The sequence below is a fragment of the Herbaspirillum sp. SJZ099 genome (assembly GCF_007828355.1).
Classification (GTDB): Bacteria; Pseudomonadota; Gammaproteobacteria; order Burkholderiales; family Burkholderiaceae_D; genus Herbaspirillum.
This window is the reverse complement of sequence record NZ_VIUO01000006.1, coordinates 26,563-44,777: the sequence shown is the minus strand read 5'-3', so window position 1 is coordinate 44,777 and position 18,215 is coordinate 26,563. Positions and strand designations below refer to the sequence as shown.

Here is an 18,215-nt window from a genome sequence, read left to right as displayed (position 1 = left end):
TGGTGTGCTGTTACTGATTGCTTGTGCCGCGTTCAGGCGGCCTGCGCCTTGAATTTGAAGCCTTGCTGTTCGGCCTGTTCGGTGCCGAACAGCTCGATGCCGGCGCGGATCACCTCGGGGCCGATGCCCAGCGCCCAGGCCGCGCCCACCGCGGCCAGGACGTTCTCGACCTGGTAGGCCACGGCGCCGTTTTCGGTCAGCGGGATGGCGTCCACCGAACTGACCTTGAACTCGCGCTTGCCTTCGGCCTGGATCAGGTCGCCGCCGCGCAGGAACACCGCGCGGCCGCCGTCCTTGAGGTGTGCGGCCAGCAGCGGCGATTCCGGGTGGACGCCGAAGAAGATCACTTCGCCGTCGCACAGCTGGGCCATGTCGGCTACCAGCGGGTCGTCGGCGTTGAGCACGGCCGCGCCGTCGGGCAGCACCACGTCGACCTGGGTGCGCTTGACCTTGGTGGCCATCTGTTCGGCGTTTTCGATGTAGTACTCGGGCAGGCTGTCGTTGGGATCGATATTGGCCACCACGCCGACCAGGCAGCGGTCGTAGGCCAGGCCTTCGGAAAGGATGGAGACGCTGCCGTTCTCGAACACGGCGGCTTCCACCGCGCGGTTCAACAGGACGCGATGGGCGGCGCCCCAGTTGGCGCGGTTGCCGCGTTCGACCACGCGTTCGCCGAAATACAGGCCGTCGCCGCAGGCCAGGCCGACATGCTTGCCGCAGAGGTGGATGATGCGGGCGATCAGGCGCGCAATGGTGGTCTTGCCGTGGGTGCCGGTGACGCCGACGATGGGGATGCGGCCATTTTCGTCTTCACCGAACAGGTTGTCGAGGATGGCTTCGCCCACCGGGCGCGGCTGGCCTTCGGAGGGCTTCAGGTGCATCAGCAGGCCGGGGCCGGCGTTGACTTCGACGATGGCGCCGCCTTGCTCGGCCAGGGGGCGCGAGATGTCTTCGGCCACGATATCCACGCCGGCGATATCCAGGCCGACGATGCGCGCGGCCAGCGAGGCGGCGGCGGCGACGCTGGGATGAACCTTGTCGGTGACGTCGGCCGAGACGTTGCCGTTGCGCAGCAGCAGGATGCGGCGACCGGCAGCCGGCACCGACTCGGTGGTCAGGCCCTGGCGTTGCAACTCCAGCACGGCGGCCGGTTCGCGTTCCAGCAGCACCGGGTCGAGCAGGTGTTCTTCCAGCAGGCCGCGGCGCGGGTCGCGGTTGAGTTCGTCCAGCAATTGCTGCACCGTGGACTTGCCGTCGCCGATGATGAAGATCGGTTCGCCGCGCGCGGCCGCGGCCAGCTTGCCGCCGACGATGAGCAGGCGGTGTTCCAGGCCCGGCACATAGCGTTCAACCAGCACGCCGCTGCCTTCTTCCAGGGCGGCCGTGTAGGCGGTCTCGATTTCCTCGCGGGTGTTGAGGTCGATGAAGACGCCGCGGCCGTGGTTGGCGTCGCAAGGCTTGACCACGACCGGCAGGCCGATGTCTTCGGCGGCGTCCCAGGCGTCTTCCGGGCTCTCGACCAGGCGTCCTTCGGGGACCGGCACGCCGCAGTTTTCCAGGAGGGTCTTGGTCAGGTCCTTGTCGCGCGAGATGCTCTCGGCGATGGCGCCGGTCTGGTCGGACTCGGCGGTCCAGATGCGGCGCTGCTTGCAACCGTGGCCGAGCTGGACCAGGTTGCCTTCGGACAGGCGGATGGTGGGGATGCGGCGTTCGTCGGCGGCATCCACGATGCAGGCGGTGCTGGGTCCCAGGCAGAGCTTGTCGACCATGCGGCGCAGCTTTTCGAGCGTGGCTTCGAGGTCGTAGGGCTTGTCTTCGATGGCGGCCATGACCAGGTCGCGCGCGGCATACAGCGCGGCGCGGGTGACCGTTTCATGGCGGGCGCGCACGACCACCTTGTAGACGCCGCGTACGTTGGTCTCGCGCGCCTTGCCGAAGCCGCCCGGCAGGCCGGCCAGGTTTTGCAGTTCCAGCGTGACGTGCTCAAGGATGTGCCCGGGCCAGGTGCCTTCTTCCAGGCGCTTGACGAAGCCGCCGCGCACTTCGTAGCTGCAGCGGTGTTCGATCAGGGTAGGCAGCCAGGTGGTCAGGCGCTGGTTGAACCCGGGCAGGGTGTTGGACGGAAAATCTTCCAGTTCGCCGATGTCGATCCAGACTTCGAGGGCCGAACGGTAGGTCCAGATGTTGGGACCTTGCAAGGGCAGGAAACGGAGGAATTCGATATTTTTCATGTCTGGAGGATGTGCCGCGTAATGTGCCGTTTTATTGTGCCGTTTATTGTTTATTGCTGTTGCGCCAATGTTTTGTTGCTGATTTGTAATGGATAGTCAGTATTTCGTCAGAATAACCTATGCACCACTAACGCATCGGAGCACGATTGGTTTACTGCCGCGGCAAAAAGGCCGGCAGCGCAGGCTTGCCGGCCAGCAGTATTGTCTCAGACTGTCTTGCGCCTATGGCGTGAATTTCGACGCGCTGCAGCCGTTGTCGCATCCGGCGGGAAAGGGAACCGGCAATCACGCCCGGCGTCCACCGTTTTGGGGTGTCTTGCGTTATGGATGCCGGGGCTGGTTGACATTCTGAATGTCAACCAGCCCCGGTGAGCGCTATAATCGCGCGCTGCTCATGGCCGGCGGATGCTGCCGGCCGGGTTCTTATAGATTGCCAATCGCTCGCATCGGGCCCAACGTTGCCGTTAAATGACTACTGATTCCCATCCTTCCGCCATTGCCAGCTTGCCCGAACGCTGGAAAGCGGAAACCGCAGCCCGCCTGGCCGCCAACGAAAAGGTCGTGGCCTGGCTGGAGTTGGATCTCGACACGCAATTGCAATTCAGGTCTTCGCTGGTGCTTGCCACCGAAACCCGCTTGCTGGCCAACACGCCTGAAGGCACCGTCTGGCAGGAGTGGGCTTACCGTCCCGAACTTTCCCTGAAACATGCCGACCATGCCGGCGTCGGCACGCTGGAGTTATGCGATGCCCATGGCCGCCTGGCCGCCTGGCGCTATACGCTGGCGCAGAATCCGCAGGCGCTGCGCCTGATCAAGCTGTTCGAACAGCAGCGCGACCTGGCGGCATCCGGCGTGGCGCCGGAAGAAGAGGGCGGCGACATCTGCCCGCAGTGCAAGGCGCCCATTCCCGAGGGGCAGGAAAGCTGTGCCATCTGCCCCGAGGTCAAGGAGGCGCCGCCGTCGACCTGGGCGCTGTTTCGCCTGTCGCGCTTCGCCAAGCCCTACAAGGGCTCGCTGCTGCTGGGTTTCCTGCTGACGCTGGCTTCCACCGCCGCCACGCTGGTGCCGCCTTACATGACCATGCCGCTGATGGACAACGTGCTGATCCCGTTCCAGAACGGCGCGCCGATCGATACCCATCTGGCCATGCTGTACCTGTCCGGCCTGTTGGGCGCGGCCTTGCTGGCCTGGGGGCTGGGCTGGGCGCGCACCTATATCCTGGCGCTGGTGTCCGAGCGCATCGGCGCCGACCTGCGCACCACCACCTACGAGCACCTGCTGCGCCTGTCGCAGGAGTATTTCGGCGGCAAGCGCACCGGCGACCTGATGGCGCGCATCGGTTCCGAGACCGACCGCATCTGCGTGTTCCTGTCGCTGCACCTGCTTGATTTCGCCATCGATGTGCTGATGATCATCATGACGGCGGCCATCCTGATCTCGATCAATCCGTGGCTGGCGCTGGTGACCTTGCTGCCGCTGCCGTTCATCGCCTGGATGATCCACGTGGTGCGCGATCGCCTGCGCCACGGTTTCGAAAAGATCGACCGCATCTGGTCGGAGGTGACCAATGTGCTGGCCGACACCATTCCCGGCATCCGGGTGGTCAAGGCCTTTGCGCAGGAAAAGCGCGAAGTGGCGCGTTTCCGCGAGGCCAACCGCCACAACCTGGTGGTCAACGACCGCGTCAACAAGATCTGGTCGCTGTTTACCCCGACCGTGACCTTCCTGACCGAAGTCGGCTTGCTGGTGGTGTGGGTGTTCGGCATCTGGCAGGTGTCGAACAACCAGATCACGGTGGGCGTGCTGACCGCCTTCCTGGCTTATATCAGCCGCTTCTATACCCGGCTGGATTCGATGAGCCGCATCGTGTCGGTAACGCAGAAGGCGGCTGCCGGCGCCAAGCGCATCTTCGATATCCTTGACCATGTTTCCAGCGTGCCGGAGCCGGCCAACCCGGTCCACCTGGAGAACGTGAAGGGCGCCATCGAGGTGCGCAACATCGGTTTCCGCTACGGCAACCGCGCGGTGATCCGCAACATGAGCCTGTCCATCGCCCCGGGCGAGATGATCGGCCTGGTCGGCCACAGCGGCTCGGGCAAGTCGACCATGGTCAACCTGATCTGCCGTTTCTACGATGTGTCGGAAGGCGCGATCCGCATCGACGGCGTCGACATCCGCTCGCTGCCGATCTCGGAATATCGCCGCAACATCGGCTTGGTGCTGCAGGAGCCGTTCCTGTTCTTCGGCACCATCGCCGAGAACATCGCCTACGGCAAGCCGGACGCCACGCGCGAAGAGATCGTGGCCGCCGCCCGCGCGGCGCATGCGCATGAATTCATCCTGCGCCTGCCGCAGGGCTACGACTCGCTGGTGGGCGAACGCGGCCAGGCTTTGTCGGGTGGCGAGCGCCAGCGCATCTCGATCGCGCGCGCGCTGCTGATCGACCCGCGCATCCTGATCCTGGATGAGGCGACCTCGTCGGTCGACACCACCACCGAGAAGGAAATCCAGAAAGCGCTGGACAACCTGGTACAGGGCCGCACCACGATCGCCATCGCCCACCGCCTGTCGACGCTGCGCAAGGCGGACCGCCTGGTGGTGCTGGACCGCGGCCAGGTGGTGGAAGTCGGCAATCATGAGGAATTGATGGCGCGCGAAGGCCATTATTACAAGCTGTACCAGGCGCAGGCGCGCAATCCCGAGGGTGAAGCGGAAGTCTCGGTGAGCCAGGCAGAGGGAGGAGAATGAGCATGACCGCGATCCCAACCGCAATTGAGGCGCCGCCGGCATCGATCGCCTTGCGCCGCAACAGCTTCGGCCGGCTGGTTTTCATCGGCGCCGACGGCATTGAGAGCGAGAATGTGATCCCGGTGCGGGCGTTCCCGATCGGGGCGCCGGACTATGGCATTTCCATCGTCAGCAGCGATGGCCACGAGCTGGCCTGGATCGAGCGGCTGGAACAGGTCGGCGCGGAAGTGCGCGCCCTGATCGAAGAGGAATTGGCCAGCCGCGAGTTCATGCCGGAGATCTTGCGCATCGTCGGCGTTTCCACCTACGCCACCCCCAGCGACTGGACGGTGGAGACCAGTCGCGGCGTCACGACGTTTACCTTGAAGGGCGAGGAAGACATCCGGCGCCTGCCGCAGTCGGCCTTGCTGATTGCCGACAGCCACAGCATCCAGTTCCTGGTGCGCGACCTGAAGGCGCTGGACAAGCACAGCCGCAAGATCCTGGATCGCTTCCTCTGATCCGGGCGCCAGCGGTCGGGGGTTGAGGGGGCTGGGTCAGAACTGCTCGTCCGGCCGCAAATAGCGCCATTGCCCGGTGGGCAGCTCGCCTAGCTTGACGCCGCCGATGCGCACGCGCTTCAGGCCGATCACCTTCAGCCCGACCATGTCGCACATGCGGCGGATCTGGCGCTTCTTGCCTTCGCGCAGGACAAAGCGCAACTGGTCTTCGTTCTGCCATTCCACCTTGGCCGGCTTGAGCGGCTTGCCATCCATGATCAGGCCGTGGTTCAGCCGTTTGAGGTCATGCTCGGGCAGCTTGCCGGGGCGCATGTACTTCACGCGCACCAAGTATTCCTTGTCGACCGCGGAATCCTCGCCGATCAGGTGTTTGGCAATGCGTCCATCCTGGGTCAGCACCAGCAGGCCCACCGAATCGATATCCAGGCGTCCGGCCGGCACCAGGCTGCGCAATTGCTTCGGATGGAACTGCATCTCGGCCGTGTCTTCCTGCCAGCGCGATTCGGCATTGACCAGCACTACCGCCGGCTTGTAGCCGTCCTCGGCCTGGCCGCTGACATAGCCCATGGGTTTGTTGATCAGGATGGTCACGCGCTGGGACTGCTCGGCGCTGGCCTGGCGCTCCACGGTGACTTTCTGGTGCGGCAGCACCTTGCTGCCGAGCACCGATACCACCACGCCGTCCACGCGCACCCAGCCTTTTTCTATCCATTCGTCGGCTTCGCGGCGCGAGCACAGGCCGAGTTCGGACATGCGTTTGGAGAGGCGGACGGGTTCGGTCATGAGGGGGCCTTGCAAATGCGTAAAGAGATGCCGGCGGGCGGCGAGGGTGAGATTGTACGGCTTTGGCGGCCGGCGCGCCAAGGCTGGGCGCCGGCCGATGATCGTGGGGCGGGTCAGATGCGCAGGGTCTTGAGCAGTTCGGTTTCCAGCATGATCTGGTTGCGCGGCTGGTTCAGCCCCGGGCCGTCGATCAGGAACACGTCTTCTACCCGTTCGCCCAGGGTCATCACCTTGGCGGTGTGCAGGTTGATCTTGTACTTGGCCAGCACGTTGGAGATCGAGTACAGCAGCCCGGCCCGGTCGTTGGCCGAGACCGACAGCAGGTAGTATTGCCCGCGCTCGTCGGGGCGCAGGTCGACCGCCGGGTTGATCGGGAAGGTGCGCGACAGCCGCGACAGGCGCGCCTTCGACGGCGCCGGCAGCGGCGCGTCCGACTTCAGCAGTTCACTCAGTTCATGCTCGATCAGGTTGATGATGTCGCGATAGTTCTTGGCGAATACCGGCGCATTGATCAGGAAGGCGTCCAGCGCGTAGTTGCTCTGGGTGGTGTGGATCTTGGCGTCGAAGATGCTGAAGTTCTTCTGGTCGAAATAGCTGCAGATGCGGGCGAACAGGTCGGGGCGGTCGGGCGTGTAGACGGCGACCTGCACGCCTTCGCCGATGGGCGCCAGGCGGCAGCGCACCAGCGGCACGTCGGTGTCGATCTTGTCGTAGAAGCAGCGGGTCTGCCAGGCGATGTCGGAGGCGTCATGGCGCAGGAAATAGGCCACATCCAACTGTTGCCAGAACTTCTCGTGGGCGTCGGCCGGCAGGCCGTACAGGCGCAGCGTCTTGATGGCTTCCTGCTGGGTATTCTTCAGTTCGCGGTCGGCCGAGGGCGCTTCGCCGCCCAGCACGCGCAGCGTCATGCGGTACAGGTCTTCCAGCAGCTTGCCTTTCCAGGCGTTCCATACCTTGGGGCTGGTGCCGCGGATGTCGGCCACGGTCAGCAGGTAGAGCGCGGTCAGGTGGCGCTCGTCCTTGACCAACTGGGCGAATTGCGAAATCACGTCGGGGTCCGACAGGTCCTGTTTCTGCGCCACCTGCGACATGGTCAGGTGCTGCTCGACCAGGAACACGATCAGTTCGGTGTTTTCCTCGGAAATGCCGTGCTGCTCGCAGAACTGGCGGGCGTCGGCCATGCCCAGCTTGGAGTGGTCGCCGCCGCGGCCCTTGGCGATGTCATGGAACAGCGCCGCCACGTACAGCACCCAGGGTTGGGCGAAGTTGGCGATCAGCTGGCTGCAGAAGGGGTATTCGTGGGCGTGTTCGCTCATGGTGAAGCGGCGCACGTTGCGCACCACCATCAGGATGTGCTGGTCCACCGTGTAGACGTGGAACAGGTCGTGCTGCATCTGGCCGATGATGTGGCGGAAGTTGGGCAAGTAACGTCCCAGCACGCTGGTGGCGTTCATGCGGCGCAGCGCGTGCATGATGCCGCGCTTGCCCTGGATGATCTGCATGAAAAGCCGGTGGTTTTCCGGGTTGCTGCGAAAGGCGTTGTCGATCTTGAAGCGGGCGTGCCACAGCGCGCGCAGGGTGCGCGCCGACATGTCCTTGAGTTCCGGATGCTCGGCCAGCACCAGGAATACTTCCAGCATGGCCGAGGGGGTTTCTTCGAACACGTCCGCATGCGCGATGTCGAGGAAGCCGTTGACCTCGTTGAAGCGGTCGTTGATGCGCTTGGGCACGACCTGCTGCGGGAACAGGTGGGCCTCGATGTTTTGCAGCAGGATGGTGTTGAGCTGGGTTACCGCCTTGGCGGCCCAGTAGTAGCGCTGCATCAGGTATTCGCTGGCGCGGCGGGTGTCGGTGGTCTTGAAGCCGAAGCTTTCGGCAATCGGCGTCTGGATGTCGAACACCAGGCGGTCTTCGCGTCGGTTGGTATAGATGTGCAGTCGGATGCGGATGTCCTTGAAGGCGCGCTCCTTCTGGCGCAGCTGGCGCGCTTCGGTGGCCGTCAGCATGCCGTGCTCGGCCAGCTTGGCCCAGGAGTCGCCCAGTCCGGCCGCCTTGGCCACCCACAGGATCACCTGCAGGTCGCGCAGGCCGCCGGGGCTTTCCTTGCAGTTGGGCTCCAGGCTGTAGGGGGTATCTTCGTACTTGACGTGGCGCTGGCGCATTTCCAGCGTCTTGGCCTGAAAAAATGCCAGCGGATCGAGCGCGGCCTGGTAGCGCTCCTGCAGTTGCCTGAACAGCTTGCGGCTGCCGGTGACCAGGCGCGCTTCCAGCAGGCTGGTCTGCACCGTGATGTCGGCGGCCGACTCGTTCATGCATTCATCGATGGTGCGGATGCTATGGCCGATTTCCAGGCCGATATCCCAGAACAGTTGCACCAGCGATTCCAGTTTCTCCTTTTCCGCGCCTTCAGCCGTCCTGGAGAGCAGGATCAGCACGTCCACATCCGAATGCGGGAACAGTTCGCCGCGGCCGTAGCCGCCGACCGCCACCAGGGCGGCGTCGGCAGGCATTCCCAGTTCGGTCCAGGCCTGCGTGAGCGCTTCGTCGACATTGCGGCGCAACTGGCTCAGCAGTTGTTCCGTCTTGTGATTGGACTGGAAGGCATCGATCGCTTGCTGGCGTGCGGCCTTGAGCTGTTTTTTGAGCGTGACGGCGAGTGTCGGCATCGGCTTGGTGTTGTGGTTGGCGGAGGGGGGGCCGCTTGCTGGCGGCCTGTTGGCCGCATCCCCGTGCGGCCCGCTTTCCTTAGCAGGTTTCATGCCGAATACCTCGCAGGCGCGCGAAATGCCGCGGTTGATCCTGAAACGCTGCGGCGAAAATGACGATGGCCAGTCGGTCGCTCATCGTCATTTCCGCCAGCGGGGGGCAGGTTGGGAATGGGTTCAGGCGGGCGCCGTTGCCAGGTTCTGGATGAAGGCGGGCGGCGCCGGCATGCCGGGCGAAACCGTCAGCACTTCAAAACCGGTCTCGGTGACCAGCACCGTATGTTCCCATTGCGCCGACAGGCTGCGATCCTTGGTCTTGATGGTCCAGCCGTCGCCCATTTCGCGGATTTCGCGGCGGCCGGCGTTGATCATCGGTTCGACGGTGAAAATCATGCCGGCCTGCAATTTTTCCAGGGTGCCGGGGCGGCCGTAGTGCAGCACTTGCGGCTCTTCGTGGAATACCTTGCCGATGCCGTGGCCGCAGAATTCGCGCACCACGCTGTAGCCGGCTTTTTCGGCATGCTGCTGGATGACGTGGCCGATGTCGCCCAGGTGCGCGCCCGGCTTGATCTTGGAAATGCCCAGCCACATGCATTCATAGGTGATGTCGGTCAGGCGGCGCGCCAGGATGGACGGTTCGCCCAGGTAGAACATGCGGCTGGTGTCGCCGTGGTAGCCGTTCTTGATGACCGTGATGTCGATATTGAGTACGTCGCCGTTCTTCATCACCTTGTCGCCCGGGATGCCGTGGCAGATCACGTCGTTCAGCGAGGTGCAGATGGCCTTGGGGTAGGGCGTATAACCGGGCGGGCAATAGTTGAGCGGGGCCGGGATGGTGCCTTGCACATTTGTCATGTATTCGTGGCAAAGGCGGTCGATCTCGCCGGTGGTCACGCCGGGTTTCACGAAGGGGGCGATGTAGTCCAGCACTTCGGCGGCCAGGCGGCCGGCCACGCGCATGCCTTCGATGTCTTCAGCGGTCTTGATGGTGATGTTGCCCATGTCGTATCGTAATTCGCAGGAAAATCGTCAAACAGGAATTATAGTCGAGAGGCTGCCGGCGCGCCGGGAGGCTGGTATGCCATGTTGAAGTGATGCTTGAATAAAATGGCGTAGTTAAGTACAATCTCGGGCTAACCTGAAATCAGGTTGGAGGGCAATGTGGTTGGCGCAAGCCGCATGTTGTCTTAATGAAATGTATTTTTGAAACGCGAATCCGTTCGCCAAAGGGTGTCTGGCTGCATGAGCCGGATGACCGAGCGGATTCCAGACCTAACCCTGGAGAAATTCATGTCCGTTACCATGCGCGAAATGCTGGAAGCCGGTGTCCACTTCGGCCACCAAACCCGCTTCTGGAACCCCAAGATGGCCCCGTTCATTTTCGGTCATCGCAACAAGATTCACATCGTCAACCTGGAAAAGACCCTGGGCATGTACCAGGAGGCGCAGAAGTACGTGCGTCAACTGTCGGCCAATCGCGGCACCATCCTGTTTGTCGGCACCAAGCGCCAGGCGCGCGAAATCCTGGCCGCCGAAGCGCAACGCGCCGGCGTGCCTTACGTCGACCAGCGCTGGTTGGGCGGCATGCTGACCAACTTCAAGACCATCAAGACCTCGATCAAGCGCCTGAAGGACATGGAAGCCGCCATCGAAGACGGTTCGGTCGAGAAGCTGTCGAAGAAGGAAGCGCTGCTGTTCAGCCGCGAAAAGGAAAAGCTGGAGAAGTCCATTGGCGGCATCAAGGATATGGGCGGCATCCCTGACGCGATCTTCGTGATCGACGTTGGTTATCACAAGGGCGCCATCACCGAAGCCGCCAAGCTGGGCATCCCGGTCATCGGCGTGGTCGATACCAACCACTCGCCCGAAGGCGTGACCTACGTCATCCCGGGCAACGACGACTCCGCCAAGGCGATCGCGCTGTACGCCCGCGGCGTGGCTGACGCCGTGCTGGAAGGCCGTGCCAATGCCGTCAACGAAGTGGTCGAAGCCGTCAAGGGCGACGAGTTCGTCGAGGTCAGCGAACAGGCGTAATTCCGCTTTCGCTGGTGCAGTACAAAAAGGGGTGACAGCGATACGCGCAGTGGCCCCTTTTTTTTGAGTCGATTTTTGAGCTAATGTTGGATCAAGGCGCGTTGCCCTAGGCGGCGCGCCATCAAGTCAGGAGAAATAGTATGGCGGCAATTACCGCAGCACTGGTAGGCGAACTGCGCGCAAAGACCGATGCGCCGATGATGGAATGCAAGAAGGCGCTGACCGAGGCCGACGGCGATCTGGTCAAGGCTGAAGAGATCCTGCGCGTCAAGCTGGGCAGCAAGGCATCCAAGGCTTCCTCGCGCATCACCGCCGAAGGCGTGGTTGCGACCTACATCAACGGCAATGTCGGCGCCCTGATCGAAGTCAACTGCGAAACCGACTTCGTGACCAAGAACGAAGAATTCATCGGCCTGGCCGAAGCGGCCGCCAAGCTGGTCGCCGAGCAGAACCCGGCCGACGTGGCCGCCCTGGGCGCCTGCAAGCTGCCTGACGGCAAGACCCTGGAAGAACTGCGCACCGAACTGATCGGCCGCATCGGCGAAAACATGTCGTTCCGTCGCTTCCAGCGCTTCGAGTCGGCTGCCAAGCTGGTGTCCTACCTGCACGGCACCCGTATCGGCGTGGTCGTCGAGTTCGACGGCGCCGACGTGCAAGTCGGCAAGGATGTGGCAATGCACATCGCCGCCATGAAGCCGGTGGCCTTGTCGTCCGAGCAAGTGCCGGCCGACCTGATCGAGAAAGAGCGTTCGGTTGCCTCCCTGAAGGCCGCCGAATCCGGCAAGCCGGCCGACATCGTCGCCAAGATGGTCGAAGGTTCGGTGCAAAAGTACCTGAAGGAAGTGTCGCTGTTCAACCAGGCTTTCGTGAAGAACGACAAGCAAAGCGTCGAGCAGATGCTCAAGGCCGCGAACTCCACCGTGAAATCCTTTGTGATGTACGTGGTGGGCGAAGGCATCGAGAAGAAGCAGGACGATTTCGCTGCCGAAGTGGCAGCGCAAGTGGCTGCGGCGAAACAAGCCCAGTAAGCGTTGTAAAAGAAAGCGGGCCGAGAGGCCCGTTTTTTTAAGCCCGGCCGGAACTTTTGAGGTGGGCGGCATCTATTGTCATGGCCTTGGCTGAACCGTATGGGGCAGCAGCGGCGATAGGTGTTGATCGGTTGTTGCGGGAACAATGGCGCAGCAGTACAGGCATGCAAGTGTCCGCATTTTTTCGCGACGGGAACGCGCCATCCCGTCCAGGCGAAAAAGGGCGGGCCAATCAACAAGCAATAATTCAAATCGGATAGAACACGGAGCCCTGCAATGACAACACCTGCTTATAAGCGAGTACTCCTCAAACTTTCCGGCGAAGCACTGATGGGCGACGACGCCTACGGTATCAATCGTGCGACCATCGAACGCATGGTCGCGGATGTGGCAGAAATCAGCAAACTGGGTGTCGAACTGGCCATCGTCATCGGCGGCGGCAATATTTTCCGCGGCGTGGCGCCCGGCGCGCAAGGGATGGATCGGGCGACTGCCGACTACATGGGCATGCTGGCCACCGTCATGAATTCGCTGGCCCTGGCCGATGCCATGCGCCAGGCCGGCCTGACCGCCCGCGTGATGTCGGCCATCGGCATCGAACAGGTGGTCGAGCCCTACGTGCGCCCGAAGGCGCTGCAATACCTGGAAGAGGGCAAGGTGGTGGTATTCGCCGCCGGCACCGGCAACCCATTCTTCACCACCGACACCGCGGCGGCGCTGCGCGGTTCGGAAATCGGCGCCCAGATCGTGCTCAAGGCCACCAAGGTGGACGGCGTCTATACCGCCGACCCGAAGAAGGATCCGTCGGCCACCCGCTATGCCTCGATCTCGTTCGACGAGGCCATTGCCAAGCACCTGCAGGTGATGGATGCCACCGCATTCGCACTGTGCCGGGACCAGAAGTTGCCGATCAAGGTGTTTTCGATCGTCAAGCCGGGCGCCCTCAAGCGCGTCGTGATGGGCGAGGACGAAGGCACGCTGGTACACGTCTGAGAACCTCGCAAGGTTCCGTGCATCGGCGGCAAGCAAACCGGCCACGCGCCGGCATTCCCGTTTACAATGCCCCCGCATCGGGCATTTGCATTCAAGATAAGTTATTGCATCAGATTAGGAGAGCAGCATGAGTGTCGCTGAGGTCAAGAAGAACAGTGAACAGAAGATGAGCAAGTCGATCGAGACCTTGAAGGCCAACCTGGCCAAGGTTCGTACCGGCCGCGCCCATACCGGCCTGTTGGATCAGGTGATGGTGGACTACTACGGCAGCCCGACCGGCCTGTCGCAAGTGGCCAACCTGACCCTGATCGACGCCCGCACCATCGGCGTGCAGCCGTACGAAAAGAAAATGGTGGGCGCGGTGGAAAAGGCCATCCGCGAGTCCGACCTGGGCCTGAACCCGGCGACCCACGGCGAACTGATCCGCGTGCCGATGCCGGCGCTGACCGAGGAACGCCGCAAGGAAATGGTCAAGCTGGTCAAGAGCGAGGCCGAGGACGCCAAGATCGCCATCCGCAATATCCGCCGCGAAGGCAACGAAAGCCTGAAAAAACTGGTCAAGGACAAGGTGGCCTCGGAAGACGACGAGCGCCGCGGCCAGGATGAAATCCAGAAGCTGACCGACAAGTTCGTCGCCGAGATCGACAAGCTGGTGAGCGAGAAGGAAAAGGATGTGATGACGGTGTAAAGGCCGTCGTGCAGGGCTTGCAAGCGGTTGCCGTGGCACGGCGCCGCGTGCCGCAGCAATAAAAAACAAAGGAAAGGTGCGGCGCAGCAGCCGGCGGGGGCGGGAAGAATGCCCGGTTCCCCGGTTTGTCAAAGTTTGCTTGGCCGCGCTACTATGGTGCGGCCGAACGCCATTAATGCACTAAAAAATTTTCATGAAGCATCAAAGCTCAACTCTTGCGGTTCCGGACATTTCCGCGGTTCCGCGTCATATTGCCATCATCATGGATGGCAATGGACGTTGGGCAACCAAGCGCTTCCTGCCGCGCGTGGCGGGCCATGCCAAAGGCGTGGATGCGGTGCGCGCCATCGTCGAGGCCTGCGCCGTGCGCGGCGTCGAATTCCTGACCCTGTTCGCGTTCAGTTCCGAGAACTGGCGCCGCCCCGCCGACGAAGTGTCGGTGCTGATGCGCCTGTTCATGACGGTGCTGGAGCGGGAAGTCGGCAAGATGGCGGTCAACGGGATTCGCCTCAAGATCGTCGGCGACATGAGCCGTTTCGATCCCAAGCTGCAGGAAATGGCGCTGCGGGCGGAGGCGCAAACCGCCGACAACCATCGCCTGACCCTGACCGTATGCGCCAACTACGGCGGCCGCTGGGATGTGATGCAGGCGGTGTCGGGCATGGTCAAGGACAACCCGGGCGCCTGCGATTTTTCCGAAGAGCAGCTGGCGCCTTACCTGGCGATGGCCTATGCGCCCGAGCCGGACCTGTTCATCAGGACCGGCGGCGAACAGCGCATTTCCAATTTCCTGCTGTGGCAACTGGCGTACAGCGAACTGTATTTCACCGATACCTTTTGGCCGGACTTCGATGCCGCGGCGCTCGACCTGGCCATTGCCTCGTACCAACAACGCGAGCGCCGTTTCGGGCGCACCAGCGCGCAAGTGCTGGACCAGAAAAAGGCTTCCTGATGCTCAAGACGCGTGTCATCACGGCGTTGATCCTGCTGGCGATCCTGTTGCCCGTCCTGTATTTCGATTATTTCCCCGCATTTGCGATGGTGGTGCTGGTGTTTTTTGCCGCCGGCGCCTGGGAATGTTTTCGCCTGTTCAAGAGCCCGCGTCCCGCGGTGTGGGCGGTGGCGTGGACGCTGGCGTTCAGCGTGATCCTGTTTTTCAGCGGCCTGCCCAGCGTGCGCCCGCTGTATGTCCTGTGCGTGCTGTTGTGGGCGATACGTTTCGTGCCGGCGCTGGGCCTGGGCTTGCCCAAGGCCGAGGCGTTCGCCAACCGGTTGCTCAATGGCACCTACATGCTGTCCATCCTGGGCTGCTTTGTCGCCATCGTCGACTTGTTCCTGCGTTCGCCGCTGTACTTGCTGTCGGTGATGGCGGTGGTCTGGGTGGCCGACATCGGCGCCTATTTTGCCGGCAAGGGCTTCGGCCGCCACAAGCTGGCGCCATCGATTTCCCCCGGCAAGTCGTGGGAGGGCGCCATCGGCGGCTGGCTGGCGGTGCTGGTGATCTCGGCTGCGGTGGTGATGTCGGTCGGCCTGGGCGAGACCTTCCAACTGCACCTGTATGACCGCTGGGGCTGGCTGGGCTTCGTGGCGGTGCTGAGCGTCATGGTCGTGGCCAGCGTAGTGGGCGATCTGTTCGAATCGCAACTCAAGCGCCGCGCCGGCATGAAAGACAGCAGCAACCTGCTGCCAGGTCATGGCGGCGTGCTGGACCGTATTGACGCGCTCATCCCGGTGCTGCCGCTGGCGGCGCTGATCGACCTCTGGCTGGCGGCAGCCTGAGCGTCTTAATAAATCCGGAAATCTCATGCAGTCCATCAGTATCCTCGGCTCCACCGGTTCCATCGGCGTTTCCACGCTCGACGTCATTGCGCGCCATCCCGAGCGTTACCGCGTCTATGCCTTGAGCGCCCATGCGCGCGTGGCCGAACTGGCGGCGCAATGCGAACGCTTTCGCCCGCAGGTGGCGGTGGTCGGCTCGGCCGCGGCCGCCGGCGAATTGGGTGCGTTGCTGCGCGCCAAGGGATTGCCGACCGACGTCGCCCATGGCCCCGAGGCATTGTGCGATATCGCCTCGGCGCAGGGCTGCGATATGGTCATGGCCGCCATCGTCGGCGCGGCGGGCTTGGCGTCGACCCTGGCCGCGGCTAGGGCCGGCAAGAAGATCCTGCTGGCCAACAAGGAGGCGCTGGTCATTTCGGGCCAACTGCTCATGGATGCGGTGGCGGCGCACGGCGCCTGCCTGCTGCCCATCGACAGCGAGCACAATGCCATCTTCCAATGCTTGCCGCCGGGCTATACCCGTTCAATGCAGGCGCACGGCGTGGAAAAGATCCTGTTGACCGCATCCGGCGGCCCGTTCCTCACGCGCGATGTCGCCACGCTCGACGAGGTGACCGTGGAAGAAGCGGTGGCGCACCCGAAATGGGTGATGGGGCGCAAGATTTCGGTCGATTCGGCCACCATGATGAACAAGGGGCTGGAAGTGATCGAGGCGCACTGGCTGTTCGGCGCGCCGGCCGACAGGATCGAGGTGGTGATCCACCCGCAAAGCGTGATCCACTCGATGGTCTCGTATGCGGATGGTTCGGTGCTGGCGCAACTGGGCAATCCGGATATGCGTACCCCGATCGCCTCGGCGCTGGCTTATCCCGACCGCATCGCATCGGGCGTGGCGCCGCTGGATTTGGCGCAGATCGCCCAGTTGTCGTTCAGTCAACCCGATTTCGGCCGTTTTCCCTGCCTCAAACTGGCGTATGATGCCTTGCGCGCCGGCGGCACGCTGGCTGCGATATTGAATGCCGCCAACGAAGTCGCCGTGCAAGCCTTCCTCGACCGCAAGATCGGGTTCAGGATGATCGACCAATTGATCCAGCGGGTGATGTCCGCGATTCCCAACCGGCAGGCGGTGGATGTCGGCACGCTGCTGGAGCAGGATGCGGCCGCCCGCGCCCATGCCGAGGCCTTGATTTCACAATGACATTGCTGCATACCCTGATCGCGTTTTTCGTCGCGCTCGGCACCCTGGTGGTAGTGCATGAATTGGGACACTACCTGGTGGCCCGCTGGTGCGGCGTCAAGGTATTGCGTTTCTCGGTAGGCATGGGACGCGTGGTCTGGTCGCGCCGGTTCGGCCGGGACCAGACCGAATGGGCCTTGTCCATCCTGCCGCTGGGCGGCTACGTCAAGATGCTCGACGCGCGCGAGCAGGACCTGGAAGACATCCCCGAAGAAGACCTCAAGCGCGAATTCACCCGCCAGTCCGTATGGCGTCGCATCGCCATCGTAGCGGCCGGCCCGGCGGCCAATTTCCTGCTGGCGATCCTGCTGTTCGCAGGCCTGTACATGCATGGCGTGCCCGAACCGGTGCCTACGCTGCGCGCGGCGGCGGAATCGACGGCGGCTTACCAGGCAGGCTTGCGCGGCGGCGACCGCATCACGGCCATCAACGGCGAGCCGGTGCTTGTGTGGTCGGAGGTGCGCTGGCAACTGATGCAAGCGGTGCTGGAAAAGGCCGATGCCCGTGTCGATGTCGAGCGCCCGAACCCGAACGGGCCGGGCAAGCTGCTCAATACCGTCACGTTGCGCCTGAATGAAATCGGCAGCGGCGACCTGGAAGGCGACTTCCTGGCCAAGCTGGGACTGGCGCTGGCACGGCCGCCGGCGGTGCTGGGCAAGATCCTCGACGGCCCGGCCAAAGCGGCCGGCCTGCAAGCCGGGGACAGGATCCTGGCGGTCGACGGCGAGCCGGTTCCGGACGGCCTGGCATTCGTTGAAAAGGTGCGCGAGTCCGCGGGCAAGCGCCTGGTGCTGCATGCCGTAAGAGGGACTTCCGCCTTCGATGCGGCGGTGGTTCCCGACAGCGTGGCCGACGGCGCGTCCGGCAAGCAGATCGGCCGCATCAAGGTTGAAGTGCCGCTGGCGCCGGAGATGGCGACCATCAGCGATGGCCCGCTGGAAGCGGTGGCCAAGGGCGCGCGCCGCACCTGGGACACCAGCATCATGACGGTCAAGATGATCGGCAAGATGATCGTCGGCCAGGTATCGTGGAAGAACATCACCGGCCCGATCACCATTGCCGATTATGCGGGCCAGACAGCCCGCGTCGGCTTGGTCAGCTACCTCAGCTTCCTGGCTTTTATCAGTATCAGCCTGGGCGTGATGAATCTCTTGCCGATCCCGGTTTTAGATGGCGGTCATTTGCTGTATTATGCGCTGGAGATTTTGACAGGGCGGCGCGTTCCCGAGCGGTTTGGGGAAATCGCGCAGCGCGCCGGCCTGGGAATACTGATGGCACTGATGCTTGTGGCTGCATTCAACGACATCGCGCGCCTGATGTTTCAAGGATAAATCCGGGCTGTTGCAGGCTTTGGCGGGTCAAATCGCCAAGGTTTGCAAGAAAGACCGGATTTTTTACATTTGCCGGCCAACCCCCATGGCAGCTGTTAAGCAATTGGCAATGGATCTGGAATCCGTTTTCAATTGCTTGCCAGCATCTTGTCAGGCAG

The 18,215-nt window shown here is 63.0% G+C and carries 14 protein-coding genes; 10 read left to right on the top strand and 4 right to left on the bottom strand.

Annotated features, from left to right (window positions below; all coding sequences use genetic code 11):
• Positions 1-32: 32 nt before the first annotated feature.
• On the bottom strand, positions 33-2,231 hold the full coding sequence (gene cphA, locus FB597_RS13970) for a cyanophycin synthetase (protein ID WP_144769869.1): 2,199 nt from the start codon (positions 2,229-2,231) through the stop codon (positions 33-35).
• Between the two features lie 468 nt (positions 2,232-2,699).
• Between cphA and FB597_RS13965 the strand changes: the two genes are divergently transcribed.
• A complete protein-coding gene (locus FB597_RS13965) occupies positions 2,700-4,979 on the top strand; it encodes an ABC transporter ATP-binding protein (protein WP_144769868.1) in 2,280 nt (759 codons plus the stop codon).
• Positions 4,980-4,981: 2 nt separating this feature from the next.
• Entirely contained in the window at positions 4,982-5,479 is a 498-nt protein-coding gene (locus FB597_RS13960; protein ID WP_141915346.1) for a DUF1854 domain-containing protein, read from the top strand.
• Between the two features lie 36 nt (positions 5,480-5,515).
• On the opposite strand, the gene FB597_RS13955 is transcribed toward FB597_RS13960, so the two are convergent.
• The 3 genes from FB597_RS13955 to map all read right to left on the bottom strand — a co-directional run bounded on the left by FB597_RS13955 (position 5,516) and on the right by map (position 9,969).
• On the bottom strand, positions 5,516-6,262 hold the full coding sequence (locus FB597_RS13955) for a pseudouridine synthase (protein ID WP_144769867.1): 747 nt from the start codon (positions 6,260-6,262) through the stop codon (positions 5,516-5,518).
• A gap of 113 nt (positions 6,263-6,375) precedes the next feature.
• Positions 6,376-8,928, bottom strand: a complete 2,553-nt coding sequence (locus FB597_RS13950) for a [protein-PII] uridylyltransferase (RefSeq protein WP_144769866.1) — start codon at positions 8,926-8,928, stop codon at positions 6,376-6,378.
• A 216-nt stretch (positions 8,929-9,144) separates the two neighbouring features.
• The gene (gene map, locus FB597_RS13945; protein WP_050466896.1) at positions 9,145-9,969 is read right to left on the bottom strand and encodes a type I methionyl aminopeptidase; all 825 of its coding nucleotides are present in this window, start codon (positions 9,967-9,969) and stop codon (positions 9,145-9,147) included.
• Positions 9,970-10,257: 288 nt separating this feature from the next.
• Here map and rpsB point away from each other — a divergent pair, with 288 nt between their 5' ends.
• The 8 genes from rpsB (at position 10,258) to rseP (ending at position 18,057) form a co-directional block, all read left to right on the top strand.
• A complete protein-coding gene (gene rpsB, locus FB597_RS13940) occupies positions 10,258-11,001 on the top strand; it encodes a 30S ribosomal protein S2 (protein WP_141915339.1) in 744 nt (247 codons plus the stop codon).
• Positions 11,002-11,141: 140 nt separating this feature from the next.
• On the top strand, positions 11,142-12,029 hold the full coding sequence (tsf, locus tag FB597_RS13935; protein WP_141915337.1) for a translation elongation factor Ts: 888 nt from the start codon (positions 11,142-11,144) through the stop codon (positions 12,027-12,029).
• Positions 12,030-12,305: 276 nt separating this feature from the next.
• Positions 12,306-13,022 carry a UMP kinase gene (gene pyrH / locus FB597_RS13930; protein ID WP_141915335.1) on the top strand — a complete coding sequence of 239 codons (717 nt, stop codon included), beginning with the start codon at positions 12,306-12,308 and terminating at the stop codon, positions 13,020-13,022.
• 127 nt (positions 13,023-13,149) lie between these two features.
• The gene (gene frr / locus FB597_RS13925) at positions 13,150-13,710 is read left to right on the top strand and encodes a ribosome recycling factor (protein WP_141915333.1); all 561 of its coding nucleotides are present in this window, start codon (positions 13,150-13,152) and stop codon (positions 13,708-13,710) included.
• 193 nt (positions 13,711-13,903) lie between these two features.
• The gene (gene uppS / locus FB597_RS13920) at positions 13,904-14,662 is read left to right on the top strand and encodes a polyprenyl diphosphate synthase (protein WP_144769865.1); all 759 of its coding nucleotides are present in this window, start codon (positions 13,904-13,906) and stop codon (positions 14,660-14,662) included.
• Positions 14,662-15,489, top strand: coding sequence for a phosphatidate cytidylyltransferase (locus FB597_RS13915; protein ID WP_141915327.1), 828 nt, complete (start codon positions 14,662-14,664; stop codon positions 15,487-15,489). Before uppS ends, FB597_RS13915 begins: the two co-directional genes overlap by 1 nt.
• A 25-nt stretch (positions 15,490-15,514) precedes the next feature.
• Positions 15,515-16,687 carry a 1-deoxy-D-xylulose-5-phosphate reductoisomerase gene (ispC, locus tag FB597_RS13910; RefSeq protein WP_144769864.1) on the top strand — a complete coding sequence of 391 codons (1,173 nt, stop codon included), beginning with the start codon at positions 15,515-15,517 and terminating at the stop codon, positions 16,685-16,687.
• Complete coding sequence (gene rseP, locus FB597_RS13905) at positions 16,684-18,057, top strand: RIP metalloprotease RseP (RefSeq protein WP_144769863.1); 1,374 nt, start codon at positions 16,684-16,686, stop codon at positions 18,055-18,057. The genes ispC and rseP overlap by 4 nt, the downstream gene beginning before the upstream one ends.
• Positions 18,058-18,215: the final 158 nt, after the last annotated feature.

Bases quoted from the DNA above. Each gene is read 5' to 3' on its own strand.
- cphA (WP_144769869.1), bottom strand. From the start codon at position 2,231: ATGAAAAATATCGAATTCCTCCGTTTCCTGCCCTTGCAAGGTCCCAAC.
- FB597_RS13965 (WP_144769868.1), top strand. From the start codon at position 2,700: ATGACTACTGATTCCCATCCTTCCGCCATTGCCAGCTTGCCCGAACGC.
- FB597_RS13960 (WP_141915346.1), top strand. From the start codon at position 4,982: ATGACCGCGATCCCAACCGCAATTGAGGCGCCGCCGGCATCGATCGCC.
- FB597_RS13955 (WP_144769867.1), bottom strand. From the start codon at position 6,262: ATGACCGAACCCGTCCGCCTCTCCAAACGCATGTCCGAACTCGGCCTG.
- FB597_RS13950 (WP_144769866.1), bottom strand. From the start codon at position 8,928: ATGCCGACACTCGCCGTCACGCTCAAAAAACAGCTCAAGGCCGCACGC.
- map (WP_050466896.1), bottom strand. From the start codon at position 9,969: ATGGGCAACATCACCATCAAGACCGCTGAAGACATCGAAGGCATGCGC.
- rpsB (WP_141915339.1), top strand. From the start codon at position 10,258: ATGTCCGTTACCATGCGCGAAATGCTGGAAGCCGGTGTCCACTTCGGC.
- tsf (WP_141915337.1), top strand. From the start codon at position 11,142: ATGGCGGCAATTACCGCAGCACTGGTAGGCGAACTGCGCGCAAAGACC.
- pyrH (WP_141915335.1), top strand. From the start codon at position 12,306: ATGACAACACCTGCTTATAAGCGAGTACTCCTCAAACTTTCCGGCGAA.
- frr (WP_141915333.1), top strand. From the start codon at position 13,150: ATGAGTGTCGCTGAGGTCAAGAAGAACAGTGAACAGAAGATGAGCAAG.
- uppS (WP_144769865.1), top strand. From the start codon at position 13,904: ATGAAGCATCAAAGCTCAACTCTTGCGGTTCCGGACATTTCCGCGGTT.
- FB597_RS13915 (WP_141915327.1), top strand. From the start codon at position 14,662: ATGCTCAAGACGCGTGTCATCACGGCGTTGATCCTGCTGGCGATCCTG.
- ispC (WP_144769864.1), top strand. From the start codon at position 15,515: ATGCAGTCCATCAGTATCCTCGGCTCCACCGGTTCCATCGGCGTTTCC.
- rseP (WP_144769863.1), top strand. From the start codon at position 16,684: ATGACATTGCTGCATACCCTGATCGCGTTTTTCGTCGCGCTCGGCACC.